The organism is Mucilaginibacter sp. PAMC 26640 (assembly GCA_001596135.1).
In the GTDB taxonomy this organism is placed as follows: Bacteria; Bacteroidota; Bacteroidia; order Sphingobacteriales; family Sphingobacteriaceae; genus Mucilaginibacter.
Genome location: CP014773.1, coordinates 415,257 through 431,997, shown reverse-complemented (window position 1 = coordinate 431,997; position 16,741 = coordinate 415,257). Strand labels below are relative to the sequence as shown.

11 protein-coding genes are annotated in these 16,741 nt (G+C 44.3%); 7 read left to right on the top strand and 4 right to left on the bottom strand.

The features are described from left to right. The first annotated feature begins 6 nt into the window (after nucleotides 1-6). The 3 genes from A0256_01905 (at nucleotide 7) to A0256_01895 (ending at nucleotide 5,885) form a co-directional block, all read left to right on the top strand. Nucleotides 7-852, top strand: a complete 846-nt coding sequence (locus A0256_01905; protein ID AMR30260.1) for a GMP synthase — start codon at nucleotides 7-9, stop codon at nucleotides 850-852. An 87-nt stretch (nucleotides 853-939) separates the two neighbouring features. Continuing rightward, on the top strand, nucleotides 940-2,136 hold the full coding sequence (locus tag A0256_01900; protein AMR30259.1) for a hypothetical protein: 1,197 nt from the start codon (nucleotides 940-942) through the stop codon (nucleotides 2,134-2,136). Between the two features lie 389 nt (nucleotides 2,137-2,525). Next, a complete protein-coding gene (locus tag A0256_01895; protein ID AMR30258.1) occupies nucleotides 2,526-5,885 on the top strand; it encodes a glycosyl transferase family 2 in 3,360 nt (1,119 codons plus the stop codon). 304 nt (nucleotides 5,886-6,189) lie between these two features. On the opposite strand, the gene A0256_01890 is transcribed toward A0256_01895, so the two are convergent. Together A0256_01890 and A0256_01885 are read right to left on the bottom strand one after the other, a co-directional pair. Continuing rightward, nucleotides 6,190-6,672: a 2-C-methyl-D-erythritol 2,4-cyclodiphosphate synthase gene (locus A0256_01890; protein AMR30257.1), complete on the bottom strand. Its 483-nt coding sequence runs from the start codon at nucleotides 6,670-6,672 to the stop codon at nucleotides 6,190-6,192. Nucleotides 6,673-6,686: 14 nt separating this feature from the next. After that, the gene (locus A0256_01885; protein AMR30256.1) at nucleotides 6,687-7,844 is read right to left on the bottom strand and encodes a hypothetical protein; all 1,158 of its coding nucleotides are present in this window, start codon (nucleotides 7,842-7,844) and stop codon (nucleotides 6,687-6,689) included. A gap of 213 nt (nucleotides 7,845-8,057) precedes the next feature. On the opposite strand from A0256_01885, the gene A0256_01880 reads away from it, so the two are divergent. Continuing rightward, the gene (locus A0256_01880; protein ID AMR30255.1) at nucleotides 8,058-9,692 is read left to right on the top strand and encodes a gliding motility lipoprotein GldJ; all 1,635 of its coding nucleotides are present in this window, start codon (nucleotides 8,058-8,060) and stop codon (nucleotides 9,690-9,692) included. Nucleotides 9,693-9,836: 144 nt separating this feature from the next. Here A0256_01880 and A0256_01875 read toward each other — a convergent pair whose 3' ends face one another. After that, a complete protein-coding gene (locus A0256_01875) occupies nucleotides 9,837-12,761 on the bottom strand; it encodes a hypothetical protein (GenBank protein ID AMR30254.1) in 2,925 nt (974 codons plus the stop codon). A 419-nt stretch (nucleotides 12,762-13,180) separates the two neighbouring features. Here A0256_01875 and A0256_01870 point away from each other — a divergent pair, with 419 nt between their 5' ends. The 3 genes from A0256_01870 to A0256_01860 all read left to right on the top strand — a co-directional run bounded on the left by A0256_01870 (nucleotide 13,181) and on the right by A0256_01860 (nucleotide 15,938). Continuing rightward, nucleotides 13,181-13,654, top strand: a complete 474-nt coding sequence (locus A0256_01870; protein AMR30253.1) for a hypothetical protein — start codon at nucleotides 13,181-13,183, stop codon at nucleotides 13,652-13,654. A gap of 168 nt (nucleotides 13,655-13,822) precedes the next feature. After that, complete coding sequence (locus tag A0256_01865; protein ID AMR30252.1) at nucleotides 13,823-15,010, top strand: oxidoreductase; 1,188 nt, start codon at nucleotides 13,823-13,825, stop codon at nucleotides 15,008-15,010. Nucleotides 15,011-15,068: 58 nt separating this feature from the next. Next, nucleotides 15,069-15,938, top strand: a complete 870-nt coding sequence (locus tag A0256_01860) for a hypothetical protein (protein ID AMR30251.1) — start codon at nucleotides 15,069-15,071, stop codon at nucleotides 15,936-15,938. Between the two features lie 26 nt (nucleotides 15,939-15,964). Here A0256_01860 and A0256_01855 read toward each other — a convergent pair whose 3' ends face one another. Then, a complete protein-coding gene (locus tag A0256_01855; GenBank protein AMR34397.1) occupies nucleotides 15,965-16,738 on the bottom strand; it encodes a GLPGLI family protein in 774 nt (257 codons plus the stop codon). Nucleotides 16,739-16,741: the final 3 nt, after the last annotated feature.

Sequence of the window (16,741 nt, the reverse complement as noted above, 5' to 3'; positions counted from 1 at the left end):
GGATTGATGAACACAGAGAAACCGGAAATAAAGATTGCGATACTGGATCTGTACGATGGTGTGGCAAATGAGGGGATGCGTGGTTTCCGTGAGATATTGGAACGCTACAAAGCTAAGCACAGCCTTAACCTAAGCTACGAAGTATTTGATGTGCGCCGGAAAGCGCAGGTACCGGGTATAGGCTTTGATGCTTATATATCAAGTGGCGGCCCGGGCAGCCCGATAGATAGTGATGGCACGGAGTGGGAGAAAAAATATTTCAGGTTAATTGATAAACTGGAAGATCACAACCTGGGGAACAGCGGAAAAAAGAAGCATGCGTTTTTTGTTTGTCACTCGTTTCAGCTGATGTGCCGCAAATATGCCTTGGGAGATATTAATACCCGCAGGTCGCCGTCGTTTGGTATTTTGCCCGTGCATTTAACGGGAGAAGGCAAACACGATCCTGTTTTTCAAGGTGCGTATGACCCGTTCTACACCGTAGATTCGCGCAGCTGGCAGGTGATCAACCCGGATAAAAAGCGCTTTGACGAACTGGGGATGACGATACTGGCGGTAGAAAAAGAGCGGCCGTATGTAGATCTGCCGCGTGCATTGATGGCTATTCGTTTTACAAATGAGTTTATTGCTACCCAGTTTCACCCGGAGGCAGATCCACATGGTATAAAAACGATGTTGCTGCGCGAGGATAAAAAAGACGAGGTAATAAACGAGCATGGTGAAGCCAAATACAAAGAAATGCTGCAGCGGCTGGATGATCCGGATAAAATAGCCCATACCCAAAGCACCATCATCCCCAACTTTTTGGATGGCGCGATTTTGGGCTTATCATCATCTTCAATGCCATCCTGAGAACGGAGGAGCGAAGAGGGAAAGAATGTGCTGATAGCTGAAAAGTCGTTAATATAATTCGATATAGATAAGGAAAATGAATTGCTTATGAACTCATCCCTCAGAATCCCTTTCAACCAACACTTTAGCGAAGAAAAGTACGCTGAGTTTTTATTATCGCTTAACGACGGTTTAAAAAAGCCCATTGAGTTCCGCATTGCCGAAACTCCGGTTTTTTTAACGGACGATTTTCGCGATAAATTGGTGCAGGCTGGTGACGAAATTGTAGCCACCATCCTCAAAGCGGATTTTAAGGAATTATCCGAGCGGGCCATACCCGGAAAATGGCGTGTGCCTAATGAGAATGATCATCCGCATTTTATCGCACTTGATTTTGGGGTATGTAAGGATGGTGCCGGCAACATCGTACCCAAACTGATAGAGCTGCAGGGTTTTCCTTCATTGTATGGTTTCCAGGTGCATTTGGGAGAAAATTACCGCCACGCGTTTAATATCCCCGGCAATCAGACCGTTTTTTTCAATGGAATGGACAAGAGTGCTTTTATTGCCCTGTTAAGGCAAACCATTGTTGGGCCCTACCAGCCCGAAGAGGTGGTACTGATGGACGTAGACGCACCCAACCAAAAAACAGCTGTTGACTTTTATATCACCCAAAGATATATCGGCACTCCAGTTGTATCGCTGGCGGATCTGATCCAGGAAGGTAGGCAACTATTTTATGTAGCTGCCAACGGCGAAAAAAAGCGGATTTGCCGCATTTATAACCGACTGATTTTTGACGAAATAGAAAGCGACCCGGATATTTTTAAAAAGGTGGTTGATATCCGTCAGCCGCTGGATGTGGAGTGGATTGCCCACCCTAACTGGTTTTACCGCATCAGTAAATTTACGATGCCGTTTCTTCATGGAAATTATATCCCAAAAACGCAGTTCCTTAACGAGGTGAATATCATTCCTGAAGATCTGCACAATTATGTGCTTAAGCCACTCTTCAGTTTTGCGGGACAAGGAGTGATCATCGATATTATGGACGGCGATATTGAAAAAATTGCCGACCCGGAAAACTGGATTTTGCAGGAAAAAGTGAATTACGAGCCTGTATTACAATCGCCGGACTCTGGGGTCAAAGTGGAAATAAGGCTTTTATACCTATGGCCGGATGGTGCTAAGAAGCCGACACTCGCTATCAACCTGGCCCGGTTGAGCAAAGGAAAAATGATAGGCGTGCGCTACAATAAAGATTTTGATTGGGTAGGCGGAACAGTAGCCTTTATGCATAGATAGCGATTCGTTTTATAAAAATCAGTACGCTATAGTTGAAATTGTGGTGTAGCAAAATTCATATATAAGGCGCCTGAGTTGGTTATTTAAAATAGAGCGCTCGTCTTGGCGCGGCCAAATAGGCTTTATACTTTTTTTAATAACTGTACGTCTATATAAATGAGTAATTTTGCATTATGAACATCCAAGCAATCATTATAATAATACTATTTATTGCAGCCTTGTTTTACATAGGCCGTTTGTTTTACAAAATGTTATTTGCCAAAAAAAGCTGTGGCAGTAACTGCAAATGTGGGGTTGATTTTTCTGCTCTTGAACAAAATAAATAGGGGCATTGATTCATCTTTTGTAGTTTTTGCCCAACCATAACCTAATTATAGTAAATTCTCTTCATGTCCAACAAACAGGTCTTTCAGGCTGACAGTCCCGGCAGGTGGAACCGCTTTAAATGGCTTAGCCGGTTTTTTCTAGTGCTCGTTATTTTTGGCGCTGTAGCTGCTGCTATTACCATAACCTCCACAGAATACCCGTTATTGCCAAATTTGGATCCGGCGCCAAAAAAAATCTCTAAAGAAGACCTCGACGCTTTAAAAAAATCCAAACGGTACAAAGATTTTAAGATTGAAAAGGCAGAGATACAACAACTTGCACGTGCGCGCCACCTGCACCAGTTAAAACATCCCAACAACGCCAACCGCATTAACGCGGGTTTTTATCGCCCTTGGGAGCCGCAAGCTTACAACTCGCTGCAACAATATATCCAACACCTGGATATGGTGGTGACTGAGGGTTTCGGATTTAGTCAAAAATCGGATACGCTAAAGGTGCAAATTGATACAGGCCTCATTAACCTCAATAAAAAGTACAAAAAGCAGATCCTGGTTACGCTTAATAATTACGACAATATAAAGGGGGGTTACGATGTAGCGGAAGTTGAACACATCTTCGCCAGCAAAAAGTTACGTACAGCGTTTATCAACAGCCTTGCCGATAAGCTGGATCATTACAAGTTCCAGGGAATAAATGTGGATCTGGATGATGTGAAGGACCGCAACAGCAAGCATTTCATTGCCTTTCAGAATGAGTTATACGCTACGATGCACGCCAGGGGTTTTCTGGTTACACAAAACGTTGTAGCAGAGGATGAAGAATATGACCTGAAGCGGCTACAGCATGTTAACGACTTTATATTTGTAATGGCTATAGATCAGCATTACGATGGCAGCAATGCGGGGGAGATCTCTAACCAGCACTGGGTAGAAGAAATTCTGGACAACGTATGCACTACTATCCCTAGCGAAAAGGTGATCCTTACTTTTGCCGCAGGTGGTTATGACTGGCCCGAGAATAGTATAGGAGTAGCAGCAGGTTATCAACAAGCATTAAGTACTGCGAAACAAAAGAAAAGTAAGATCATTTTCGACCCGGTATCGGCTAACCTCCATTTTAATTACCTTGGTAACGATGGTTTTAACCACATTATTTATTTTACCGATGCTGCTACCAATTTCAATATCATTCGCCAGGCAGATGACTGGGCAACCGGCGGCGTAGCATTATGGCGGCTGGGGGCGGAAGATCCCCGTTTGTGGACTTTCTTTCAGAAAAACCTGTCAATAGATTCACTTAAAAAAACAGGTGTTGATATTAAACGATTGACCACTGTTGGCCTTAATGACAAAATTGATTACGCAGGCGAAGGTGGCGAGGTGCTGGATTTGATAACCCAACCAGCTACGGGTAAAATTGATGTAAAACTGGATCCTAAAACCTTTACAATCACTAATCAGCAGTATATCGATCTGCCTTCCAAATACGTAATTCGCCGTTACGGCCTTAAACCGGGCAAAGTTGTACTCACCTTTGATGATGGTCCCGATCCGGACTTTACCCCGAGGATACTGGATATCCTTAAGCGTGAAAATGTGCCGGCATCTTTCTTCGTTGTTGGCTCTATGGCCGAGAAAAATATCCCGCTGCTAAAACGCATCTATGATGAGGGCTATGAAATTGGCAACCATACTTTCTTTCACCCTGATATTTCTACTGTAAGTATCGAACGGGTAAACCTCGAACTTAATTCTACCCGCAAGCTGATTGAATCTGTTACCGGACGCAGCACTATTTTGTTCCGCCCGCCTTTTAATGCCGATGCCGAGCCGCAAACGCGTGCTGAAGTTATTCCTGTAGCCGAAAGCCGCAGGCAAAGTTATATTACCATCGGCGAATCCATCGACCCATGGGATTGGCAGCCTGGCGTTACGGCAGACAGTATCGTTGCACGTGCCATTAAGCAAAAAGATAACGGATCCATGATATTGCTGCACGATGCAGGGGGCGATACCCGCGAAGAAACTGTAAAAGCGTTGCCGGAGATCATCCACTATTTTAAGAGCCATGGTTATAAGTTTACCACTATTGCCGATATACTTGATAAAACAAAAGATGACCTGATGCCATTGCCCACATCAGACGATAAAACTGTTTGGGGCCGGTTTTATGATGTGGCAATCGTAGGTTTTTTCTTAGGCAATAAATTTATTTTCTACCTATTTCTTTCGGCGATATTTTTGGCCATCGGCCGCATTGTACTCATTGGTATTTTAGCGGTAAGGCAGTTTTACGAAGACAAAAAGATCAGGGTTGAACCAACCGATCTGCCTGCGGTAAGTATTATAGTGCCAGCCTATAATGAAGAGGTTACTGCGGCTGCAACGATTGATAGCCTCTTGAAACTGGAGTATCCAAATTTCGAGGTGATCTTTGTGGACGACGGGTCAAAGGATAACACCTATGAAAATGTAAAGGCCGCTTACGAAAACCATCCACTGGTGCGTGTGCTTACCAAAACAAATGGTGGTAAAGCTTCTGCACTCAACTTTGGTATCAGTCATGCCAATAGCGATTACGTGGTTTGTATTGATGCCGATACCCAGTTGCGCAGTGATGCTATTTACCAGCTGATGAGTTACTTTACTGATGAGGAAATTGGTGCAGTAGCAGGCACCGTTAAGGTGGCCAACGAAACCAATATTGTTACCCGCTGGCAGTCGATAGAGTATATTACCGCTCAGAATATGGATCGACGTGCATTCGATCTGATTAATAGTATAACGGTAGTGCCGGGCGCTATTGGCGCGTTCCGCAAGTCGGCTATTTTTCGTGCCGGTGGCTTTACTTATGATACGCTGGCTGAGGATTGCGATTTAACTATGCGCATACTCAAATTAGGCTACATTGTAAAAAACAGCGCCGAGGCTGTTGCCTATACTGAAGCTCCCGAAACCTTGAATATGCTGTTGAAGCAACGTTTCCGCTGGAGTTTTGGGGTGATCCAAAGTTTTTGGAAGAACCGCGATGCGCTGTTCAATAAAAAGTATAAGTTCTTTGGGATGGTGGGCATGCCCAACATCCTGATCTTCCAGATTGTGTTGCCCTTGTTCTCCCCGCTGGCAGATCTGATGATGATCTTCGGTTTGCTTGGCGACAAGCCCGAAAAGATCATTGTATACTATGTATTATTCGTAGTAATAGATTTCCTTGTGGCCATTATTGCTTTTAAAATGGAGAAGGAAAGTTATAAGAAGCTCATTTACATTATTCCCCAACGTTTTATTTGGCGCCAGCTAATGTATTATATCCTCTTCAAGGCTATTCGTAAAGCAATGAAGGGTGAGTTAAGCGGCTGGGGCGTGTTGAAGCGAACCGGTAATGTAACGATAAAGAAGGAAGATCTGGTGGGAGATGAGTAGCGAAAAATGTGCAGATTTCAGCTGCGCAGAATTCAGATAATTAAGTTACAGATGTAGAATGAAGATTTTAGAATTGCAGTAAGAAGCGTAATTCTAAAATCCTCAAATCAGGTAAATCATAGTTTAAACAGCGCGTGAGCGGGTGATTGGAATTACTGCCCACGGTTAAAACTACGCGATCGACAAACCCGGCCCAATAGATATGCGCAAATTCAATAGAAATCAAACGGTCACTACTTTTACAGCGGATAGAAATTCAATTCGCAATCTCATCTGCAGACTTTTACACCTTAAGCCTGCACATCTAAATCCGCTCTATCAAACAAACCGCATAAGCCACAACACCTTCTTCCCGGCCTATAAAGCCAAGCTGCTCGTTCGTAGTGGCCTTGATAGATATATCCTCTACATCAATACCCGCTGCTTTGGCTATATTGGCCTGCATTACAGGGATGTGCGGATTGATCTTAGGCGCTTCGAGGCAAACCATCGCATCGATATTGCCTATTTGCCAGTTCTTCTCCGCCAGCAGGGCAACAACATGTTGTAGCAGAATAAGGCTGCTGATGCCTTTCCAGCGGTCATCCTTATTGGAAAAATGGAAACCTATGTCGCGCAGATTGGCGGCACCCAAGAGTGCATCGCAAATGGCATGAAGCAGCACATCTGCATCAGAATGTCCATAGGCACCGGAAGTATGTTCGAGGTTAACGCCACCCAAAATAAAAGGATGATCTTGCTTTAGCTGATGTACATCGAAGCCAAAGCCAACTTTAATTTTAGCCATATTGGTGAATAAGATTACCTGCTGCCGCCAAAACTGGCCGATAGGCTAAGCCTTAATGTATTGGCAAGCGGGCTGTTTTGCTGACTCGCCGCCAGGTAAGAAAAATCAAATTGATATGCTTGGTATTTTAGGCCCACTCCAAATGTTGCGTAGTGCCTGTTCCCCTTGTTAGGATTTTCGTAAAAATAACCGGCCCGCAATGCTATCAGGTTATTATACATGTACTCAATCCCCGGCGAAAGCGAATATTCTTTTAGCTCCTCGCTAAAACCACCCGGTGCATCACCAAACGATTGGAAAAAACCAGCCGGAACCGACACGTCATCATTTTTACCCGATACGATAGCGCCGTTGGCATCACGAATGGGAGGCGTGGGTACCAATAGCTTATTGATATCCAGGGTTGCAGTAAATTTGCTCGCCCCGTCTAATCGCCAGGTATTAGCCACCCCAAACTTTAAATTGGTGGGCAAAAAGTATTTAGTACCCGCATCGCTGTACGCAATTTTGTTACCTATATTGGAGATATGCAAACCAAACGCAAACACCGAGCTGTCGCCGTACGCTTTGTTGTAAAATAATGATACGCCCGCTGCTATTGCGTTACCCGCTTTATTTTGGCCTGCGCCACTGCCCGGTACAAAACTTCCGTTAGCAAAATTGGAGTATATGTAGCGCAGTGTTAAACCCAGGGAAAGGTTATTGCCAAATTTACGAGCAAACGATCCGTCTATTGAAAACTCATTGGGGCGGTATGTGCCTTGCTCATTTTGATTGTTATCAACCAATAATATACTGCCAAGGTTGAAATAGCGCAACGATGCACCGAAAGTATTGCGATCATCTATCTTGTGAGCATAGCTTAAATAAGTTAAGCTTACATCGGGCACCAAATGTCTTAACCAGGGGCTGTACGACAATGAAATATCGTCGTTGTTTTCCAGAAAAGCTAGTTTGGCCGGGTTCCAGTAGTTTGCATTCACATCAGGCGACAAGGCAACTCCGGCATCACCCATTGCTCCGGAACGGGAGTCTGGAGCTATGTTTAAAAATGGTACAGCTGTTGATATCGCATTAGAGGTACCGCCGCTCGAATTTACTTGCGCGGTAGCTACGGCTGGGATAGCCAATAAAATATATAGAGCAATTTTTTTAGTATAGGTACGCTTCATTGGGTGCAATTTAGTTCTAATTATTAAAATAATAAAACGGTGTCGTCGTTATGTGTTCGTTAAAAACCAATTATAGATCAATTTTATTGTAACAGATTAATTAAATAATACGTTTAAATAGGAGATACAGATTTACTTTTATAATAAATGATGGGTTATAGAACGATTTTATTGATTTTTATTAAATTTACCTCCTAATAGATTTTCTCAAGTATGAAAGCACTTTTTACTAATACTGCTTTAGTTTTGATGGGTTTAAGCACATTGCTAAGCAGCTGCAGTAAACGTCAACAATCAAGTAAAACAGGTTTAGCTTATAATGACAGAACCAATGGTGGTTATCTTCGTTTCAAACAAACGCACCCTACACCGGGCCCAGGACTTGTACCTATAGAAGGTGGTACTTTTGTATTGGGAGGCAGCGCAGATCAGGATGTTACTTACGATTATAATAATGTACGCCGGAGAGTAACTGTTCCCTCTTTTTATATGGACGAAACAGAGGTAAGCAACCAGGATTGGCTGGATTACCTGCACTGGATTAATATCACGTTTCCGGATGATGGAGAATTATATTACAATGCCCTCCCCGATACTTTAGTTTGGCGTAAACCTTTATCATACAATGAACCTTATGTAGAAAACTACCTGCGCCACCCTGCATTTCAGGATTACCCTGTTGTAGGCGTTAACTGGGATCAGGCACAGGATTATTGTATTTGGCGTACCGACCGTACCAACGAAAATATTTTACGTGCTACGGATATCATGACCAACTGGAAAACAGCTGCCGGTAAAAATGGCGCTCCTGCCGGGGGGTTAAAAGAACCCTTCAATACTGATATTTATTTAAACGGGCAGATTAAGGGAGCCGGTGTTGATGGTAAAAAAATGCCGTTAGATTTAAATCCAAATGCTAAAAATGCAAAAGCACGCCGTCCGGTTCGTTTAGAGGATGGTATTTTGAAGCAAGGATACCGCTTGCCATCTGAAGCCGAATGGGAGTATGCAGCCTTGTCGCTCGCAGGCAATACGACATTTGAAAATATTAATGATGGCAAAGTTTACCCCTGGAACGGGCTTGGCGTACGGTCGCCAAATGCTAAAACCCGTGGATTGATACTCGCTAACTTTAAGCGTGGCAGCGGTGACAACGCAGGTGTTGGCGGTGGCCTGAATGATAAGGCTGATATTACCGCACCGGTACGTTCTTATCAACCAAATGATTTTGGCTTGTATAACATGGCCGGTAACGTAAATGAGTGGGTAGCGGATACTTACCGCCAAACATCGTTTGAAGAAGTGGAAGATTTTAACCCTTTCCGTGGTAACGAGTTTACCAACAAACGTCTATCTGATCCTGTAAAAGGAATCTATGCGAAAGATAAATATGGCCGTCCTATCAAGGATCCGTCAAAATCTAATAAAAAGCAAAAGTACAGTGATATGATTGCCCAGCAGCAGGGAATTAACGCAGCAGCGGCTGCCGGTAATGCACCAACCGTTGGTGGTACAAAACCATCACTGCCAACTACGCCACAAACCATTAAATACAGCGGCAGAGCTTACAACCCGGATTTCCGCGGTGAAAACGATTCTGTAAATACTGTTTTGTACGGTACTACCACTTTGGTTAATGATCACAGTAAAATTTATAAAGGAGGATCTTGGAACGATCTGGCTTACTGGATGAACCCAGCAACCCGCCGTTTTATGGATGAGGACGAGGCAAGTGCCGAAGTTGGTTTCCGTTGCGCCATGACAATGGTAGGTGCACCAGAAATTCATCCGGAAGGTAAACCACACCTGCCGGTAAAAAAGGCTAAACAATTTAAGCCGACTAGATAATTATAAAATTTAAAAATTTACAAAGCCGCTCCTTTAAAGGGCGGCTTTTTTATTGTTGTGAACTTTTTGACACCGACTCGCAACAGAAAATAATCAAAGCTATGAGTTATTTTGTCTGATTAAGTTTCGGTACACCTTAGTTATTTAAATCGGTAATGTGAACCAAAATGTGCTTCCTGTACCTAACTCGCTTGTAACACCAATCTCTCCGCCATGTTTCTTTATTATTTCCGACGAAATATATAATCCTAAACCAAGCCCGGTGTATAACTTTCCTTCATGGCTTACGCGGTAATACCTGTCAAACAGATATGGCAGTTGCTGCGGTGATATTCCCGGCCCGCTATCCGTCACTGAGATTTTAGCATTATTGCCCAGGCGCTCTACTGTGAGGTAAATATCTTTTGAATCGGGCGCATATTTTACGGCGTTATTCACCAAATTCACAATCACCTGGTCTATACGCTGCTCATCGGCATGGATCTGCAAATGTTTTTCTCCCTCTACAATTAAGTCATATTTGCCCGCTATGCGCACATGGCTGCAACAACCATTCAGCATTTCCGCCACTGTAAAAGTCGTTTTGTTAATGCTAAGCTGTCCTTCGGTTATACTGTTTGAGTTGAGCAGGTCATCAATCAGCGCGCCCATTTTTTCCATGCTGCGATAGCTTTGTTCTATAAGCCGGGTATGCATGTGTGTAAAAGGTTTGTCTTTCATCCTGTCAAGGAGTTGCAGGGAAGCCTTTAAACTGGTCACCGGCGTTTTTAACTCGTGACTGGCAATGCTGATAAACTCGTCTTTTTGCTGTTCCAGTCGATGCTGAACGGTTATATCGGTATTGGTGCCAAGCCAGCTTACTATTTGCCCTTGCTCATCTTTGGTGGGGACAGCTTTGGATAAAAACCATCGATACTCTCCGTCTGCGCCCCTAATAGGGAACGTGTCTTCCCAAATCTCGCCGGTATTGAAATGATGTTTCAGTTTTTTAACCACGCGATCAATGTGGTTGGGATGGTGTACTTTTTGCCAGCCCCACCCTTGCATCTCCTCCAGGGATGTACCAGTATAATCAAACCAGCGGCGGTTGTACCAAAATATATCCCCGGTTTGGTCCGCCATCCAGGCTAGCTGGGCTATATTGTCTGTGATAAGCCGGAACTTGTGTTCTGCAGATTCCAGTTCTTTGCGGGCCATAACCTGTTTGGTTATATCGCTGTTCAATCCTATCATTTTTACGATGTTGCCATCAGTATCAAACTTAGGTTTACCGTGGGCGCTTATCCAATGAACAGAGCCATCGGGCCATTGTACTTCGTATTCTCCTCTGTAGATAGTTTTGTTTTCAATTGCTGATGTTACCAGTTTCTTTATGTCAGCGCGATATTGCGGCAACATGCTTTCAAAAAGGTCGGGATAATTAAAATCTTCATCGGCTGTTCTGCCATAGTTATTTTTAAATTGCTCCGTACTGTTCATTATCCCGGTAGCCCAGTCAACTTCAGTGGCTCCCAGCGAGCCTGCTTCAAACGCCATCTGCAACCGCTCATTAAAATCGCGAAGCGCTTGTTTGGCCTCTACTTGTTCCGTTACTACGGTAGCTATCAGCATTATGCTATCCACCTCGTTATCCTGATTTTTTAGCGGGTGGTAAACAAAATTTAAAAAGACATCCTCTAGCTGGCCGTTTTGTTTTAGCGAAGCTTTGATCTCGTTCCCAACAAATGGGGTTCCGGTGTTGTAAACATCATCCAGCCATTTTAAAAATTGCTGGCCTTCCAATTCGGGAAGTGCCATAGTCAGCGGCATGCCTAAAACTGAACCTGTTTTGCCCCATATTTCCAGAACGCGTTTGTTCGCAGCTTCTATAACCAGATTCCGGCCGGCCATCACAGCTATTGCTACAGGGGCATCATCCAGCAGGTAACGCAGTCTTGCCTCGGCAGTATTTAAGTTAGCTACCAACGCCTCCAATTCCTTTTGAGACAGATCAAGCACTTCATTAGTAGCCGCCAATTCCTCATTCACGTTAGCCAAATTGGCAACGGTTTCGGTAAGCTCATCTCTCGAATGCCTTAACTCTTCGTTAGCTAAAGTCAATTCTTTTTTCATTTCTGCTTCGCGCTGCCCGTGAAGATATTCTTTTGTAACCTCTGTTGCCACTACAATTACCTCACTTACCTCACCATTATTACTCTTGACAGGTTTGTACCGGGCATTAAAATATCGATCTTCAGTAAGGCCGTTTTCGGTAACAATGGCCTTAACCGCATACCCCGTTTCTTCATTGCCAGATTCAAAAATCCCCTGTAACCGATCAACGAAAGGGTCGCCGGTTATTTCCGGCCGGGCTTCCAGCAAGGGTTTGCCTACTACCTCTTCCGTTTGCCCCCACAATTGCAACATCGCGGCGTTAGCCTGTTCGATAATTAAATGCTCACGGCCATAAATAGCAATTGCTACAGGCGCCTGGCTAACCAGATCGCGGAAACGGTTTTCGCTCTCGATTAGCAACCTGTTAGCAGTTTCCAGCTGGTCTACCTTCCGGCGCAACTCCAGCTTATCCATTACCTGGCTGGCTACAATTTTTAAAGCATTTACCTGGTCTGCAGTGAGCTGGCGTGTTTCGGTATCAATAACGCATAGCGAGCCCAGCTCATACCCTTCTTTATTGATCAGCGGGACACCTGCGTAAAAAACAATATGCGGGTCTCCGGTTACCAGCGGGTTACTGGCGAAACGGCTATCATTAGCAGCGTCGCCAACGATCATGATCGGCTCTGGAGATGCAATAGCGTGCGCGCAAAAGGAATGCTCTTTTGCTGTTTCGGCAATTGGGAGCCCTTTGCGGGATTTAAACCATTGGCGGTCTTTATCCACCAAACTTACTAACGCAATGGGCGTGTGGCAAATAACAGATGCAAGTGTAGTAAGATCATCGAAATCTTTTTCTGCCACCGTATCCAACACATGGTAAGAGTGCAGCGCATTTAGGCGCTCTGCTTCATGTGGCAGTTGGGGAACCGAACCAGGGGAGTTTGCTATCGTTTCGGAAGGGCCTGTATTCATTGTTATTAAATAGGATGGGCAAAAACAGTTTAAAAATAAAATATTATCTGTAAAAACTTGTGACGTAATACTTCAGTAGAACCATAACTACTGAAAGCAACTTTCGTTTGCATTTATCAACGGGCAATTATAGTGTCCGATGCATCGGATCTAGGGAATTTAATTGATCCGCAAATGCAGTCGCCTGAGTAATGTTTCAAATTTCAGTCATTGCAATTATTAAAATGCCCATGCTCTGCATCTGCTTCGCGAGCTAAATGATGTATTTGATGCGTGTCAGGATGGATTCCTAACTTGTTAATATTCAGGAAAATGTTAACAAATATATTACGTTAATATAATGTTTAAGCGATACATAATCGCTTATTTTTATAGACCGTAAAAAGGTCAGAAATAAAATTCACTTAAAATCAAATTTTATGACCTGGAGAAAATTTAGCGGAGAGATTATTCAAACCCCCATTTTAGAAGAGGTAGAGGCAGCCATAGAGCGCGAAGCAAACTTGGGCAACAAACTAAAAGTTTGCATCGGTACCGATTCGCAGGTAAAAGGCTCGGTTACCGATTTTGCAACGGTTATTGTTTTTATCCGGGAGCAGCGCGGCGCCTTTATGTTTATTCATCAGGACCGCACTTCGCAAAAAATGAGTATCAAGGAGCGTATGCTGCACGAAGTACAAAAATCTATTGATATTGCCTACAAACTTTGCGATCTGCTTGACCTTTACGACGTAGAGCTGGAAGTACACGCAGATATCAATACCAACCCAATGTTCAAAAGCAATGCTGCGCTGCACGAAGCAATGGGTTACATACTTAGCATGGGTTTTGTATTTAAAGCGAAGCCGGAGGCATTTGCAAGTTCCTGCTGTGCCAATAAGATGGTGCAATAGCGAATCTGCAGGCGTGCATTTTTAGTTGTACAAATGATAGAAGCACTAGCCTGCAGTATAAATGCTGTTAAGTATACTTGTATCAAAGTATACCATATGCCTATCTGTAATTTGCACATTTGCACATCTAACAGTATCTTACCGGCGTAAACCAACAAAACTACCATCATGAAAATTGCTATGCTTGGCTCGGGCTTTATTGCGCGTTTCTACGCCGATTCCCTTGTGGGCCACCGACGCTCTGATACGCTGCACGCGGTATACGGCCGTAATATTGATAAAGCTAAACAGTTTGCTGCAGATTATAAGCTGCCCTTTTATAGTACCGACATGGAGGAGGTGATCAACAACCCCGAAGTGGATGTTGTGGTGATTGCCTTGCCGAATGATCTGCATTTGGGGGCCGTGCTGGCTTGTGCAAGCGCCGGCAAGCATGTGTTGTGTACTAAACCGCTTGGGCGTACCGCTGCCGAGGCTAAGCAAATGCTGGATGCTGTAGAAGCTGCGGGTATTATGGGTGGCTACCTGGAGGATCTTTGCTACGGGCCAAAGTTCCTGAAATCATTGGCAAGTGTTAAGGCGGGGGCACTTGGCCGAATATTATGGGCCAAAAGCCGCGAAGCACATCCCGGCCCGCACAGTAATTGGTTTTGGAATAAAGAACAAAGCGGGGGAGGAGCCATCGTAGATCTGGGCTGCCATTGTATTGAAATTGCTCGAAGCTTTATAGGCAAGGATATTCGCCCGGTTGAGGTAATGTGCTGGGCCGCCACACAAGTGCACCCCATTGATGCGGAAGATAACGCTATAGGAATGGTAAAATATGCTAACGGAGCCATTGGCCAGTTTGAGGTAAGCTGGTGCTTCCGTGGCGGTATGGATCTGCGTGATGAAGTAATGGGTACGGAAGGCACCATTTGGCTCAACAACTTCCTGCGTACGGGATTTGATATGTTCAGTACCGGTAAGGGCGGAGGTTATGTGGCCGAAAAAGCTGAAAGCAGCAGCGGCTGGCTGTTTCCGGTAGGAGATGAAGTGAATGAGCTGGGCTATAATCACATGTTTACCAACATGTTTGAAGCCATCGAAGAAAACCGCCCTCCGGCTGAATCTTTTTATGATGGTTATGTGGTGAATGCCATTATAGATGCCGCGTATGCTTCTGCAAAAAGTGGTGCCTGGGAACCTGTACAGATTGCGGACTGGCGCGGCAGCGTTGATACGAAAATAGCAACCGAATTTGCCAGTTATGATGAGCATTATTACCTTATCAAAGAAGAGATACTGCCGCATGGCGATAAAAAACTGATCCTGAAAGACAAGAGCAGCGGTGAAGTTGTTGTGAGAGATATTTAACAAAAGCGCAAGAGCCCCCAGCCCCAAGATGCATCGCATAGCAGAAAATTAAATTAAGATGAACAGAAGAGATTTCATATATACAGGCGGCTTATTAGCAGCGTCATCTGCGGCCGCATCTGCCCGTGCCCTAAAGATTGGTCATGAAAAGCCGGCGCTGGGCATCCAGCTTTATATGGTGCGGGATGAGATGCTGAAAGATACTCCCGGCACCTTGAAGCAATTAGGGGCTATGGGCTACACTCAGCTAGAAAGTTACGGCGGAGACAAGGGTATTTATTGGGGAATGACAAATAAGGAATTTAAAAAGCTGGCGGAAAGGTATGGGCTACAACTGGTATCCAGCCATCATAATGCCGCCACCCCTGCCGAATTTGAACGGATGGCTGCACAAGCTGCCGAGATAGGCATGAAATACCTGATATGGCCCTGGATTGGACCGCAAAAATCTATCGAACCCTTTAAACGTGCTGCTGACGAATTCAACGCAAGGGGTGCAATATGCAAAAAGCATGGATTGCGGTATGCATACCATCCCCATGATTATCCTTACAAGCCGGTTGGAGGTCAGTTGCCCCTGGCAGTGATCATGGATAACACCGACCCTTTGCTGGTGGATTTTCAAATGGATGTGTACTATACGGTAACCGAGGGCTTCAACCCTTATGAATATCTAAAAAAATATAAAGGCCGCTTTAAGCTAATGCACATGCGCGATGTCTTGAAACACCGGCTACCTAAAGGCAGTGAAGAAGAATCTGCCTGCGATCTCGGTGAGGGGATCATTAACTTCCCAAAACTCATACCGGCAGCACAGGACAGCGGCGTAAACTATTTTTTCATCGAACAGAGCCGCTATTACCGGGAAACACCACTGCACAGTGCAAAAAAAAATGCCGCATACTTAAAAGCAATGCGGCAAATATAAAGGTTAGGTTGGTTGCTATAATATCATTATAAAAGATAATACTTGAAAAACTTTTGGCCATATTCTCCCCAATCCTTCAAAGCTTTGGTGAGCGTAGCATTTAAGCCTGCATGAGTAGTGGCTTTGCCTTTTAGCGGGGCTTTCACTGTAGCTTCGGGTATTGGGGTTTCGGTTACTTTCGTGGCAAACCAGGTTACGTTCTCATGTGGCAAAGCCAGGCCTAAGATCATCCCGGGCAAACCGGTAAATGATTCGGGGCCACCCGAAACTGGAATTTCATCAGCATAAAATGCCACTACGTAAATAGAATCCATCACCACCGCATTAGCGCGTCTGCAATTATAACCTGCTATCTCGCGGGTTTCATCTGTTATCTTCCAGTTGATCTTACGTGCCGTATCCTTAACTAAAAAAGTCTCTTCAAAAACCTTTTTATTTGTTGTGCTCAGGTTTGAGTTCAGATCTGTATAAATAGTATTGATCTGCTGGGTAAGCGGGTTTTCGCTAAACCAACTGTTTGACGGGGGCACCTCGTTTATTATCGGTGCATACAAGGTTTTGTTACCCGCAAATGTCAGGGTGTTTTGCAGCGTTGTAAATTGCGGCTGATTTTTTTTGTACTGCTCAAAGGCGGGGCCGTACCAGCTTTCATTATCGCTGTTGATCATTTTTTTAATAACGGCATACATATTCACCTTTTTTTCATAGGTAATGGTGCCTTGGGTAGTAAAATGTGCATTTTGTGCCAGCAGGCTGCTGCTAAACAATGCAATAATGGATAGGATTAATAGCTTTTTCATATG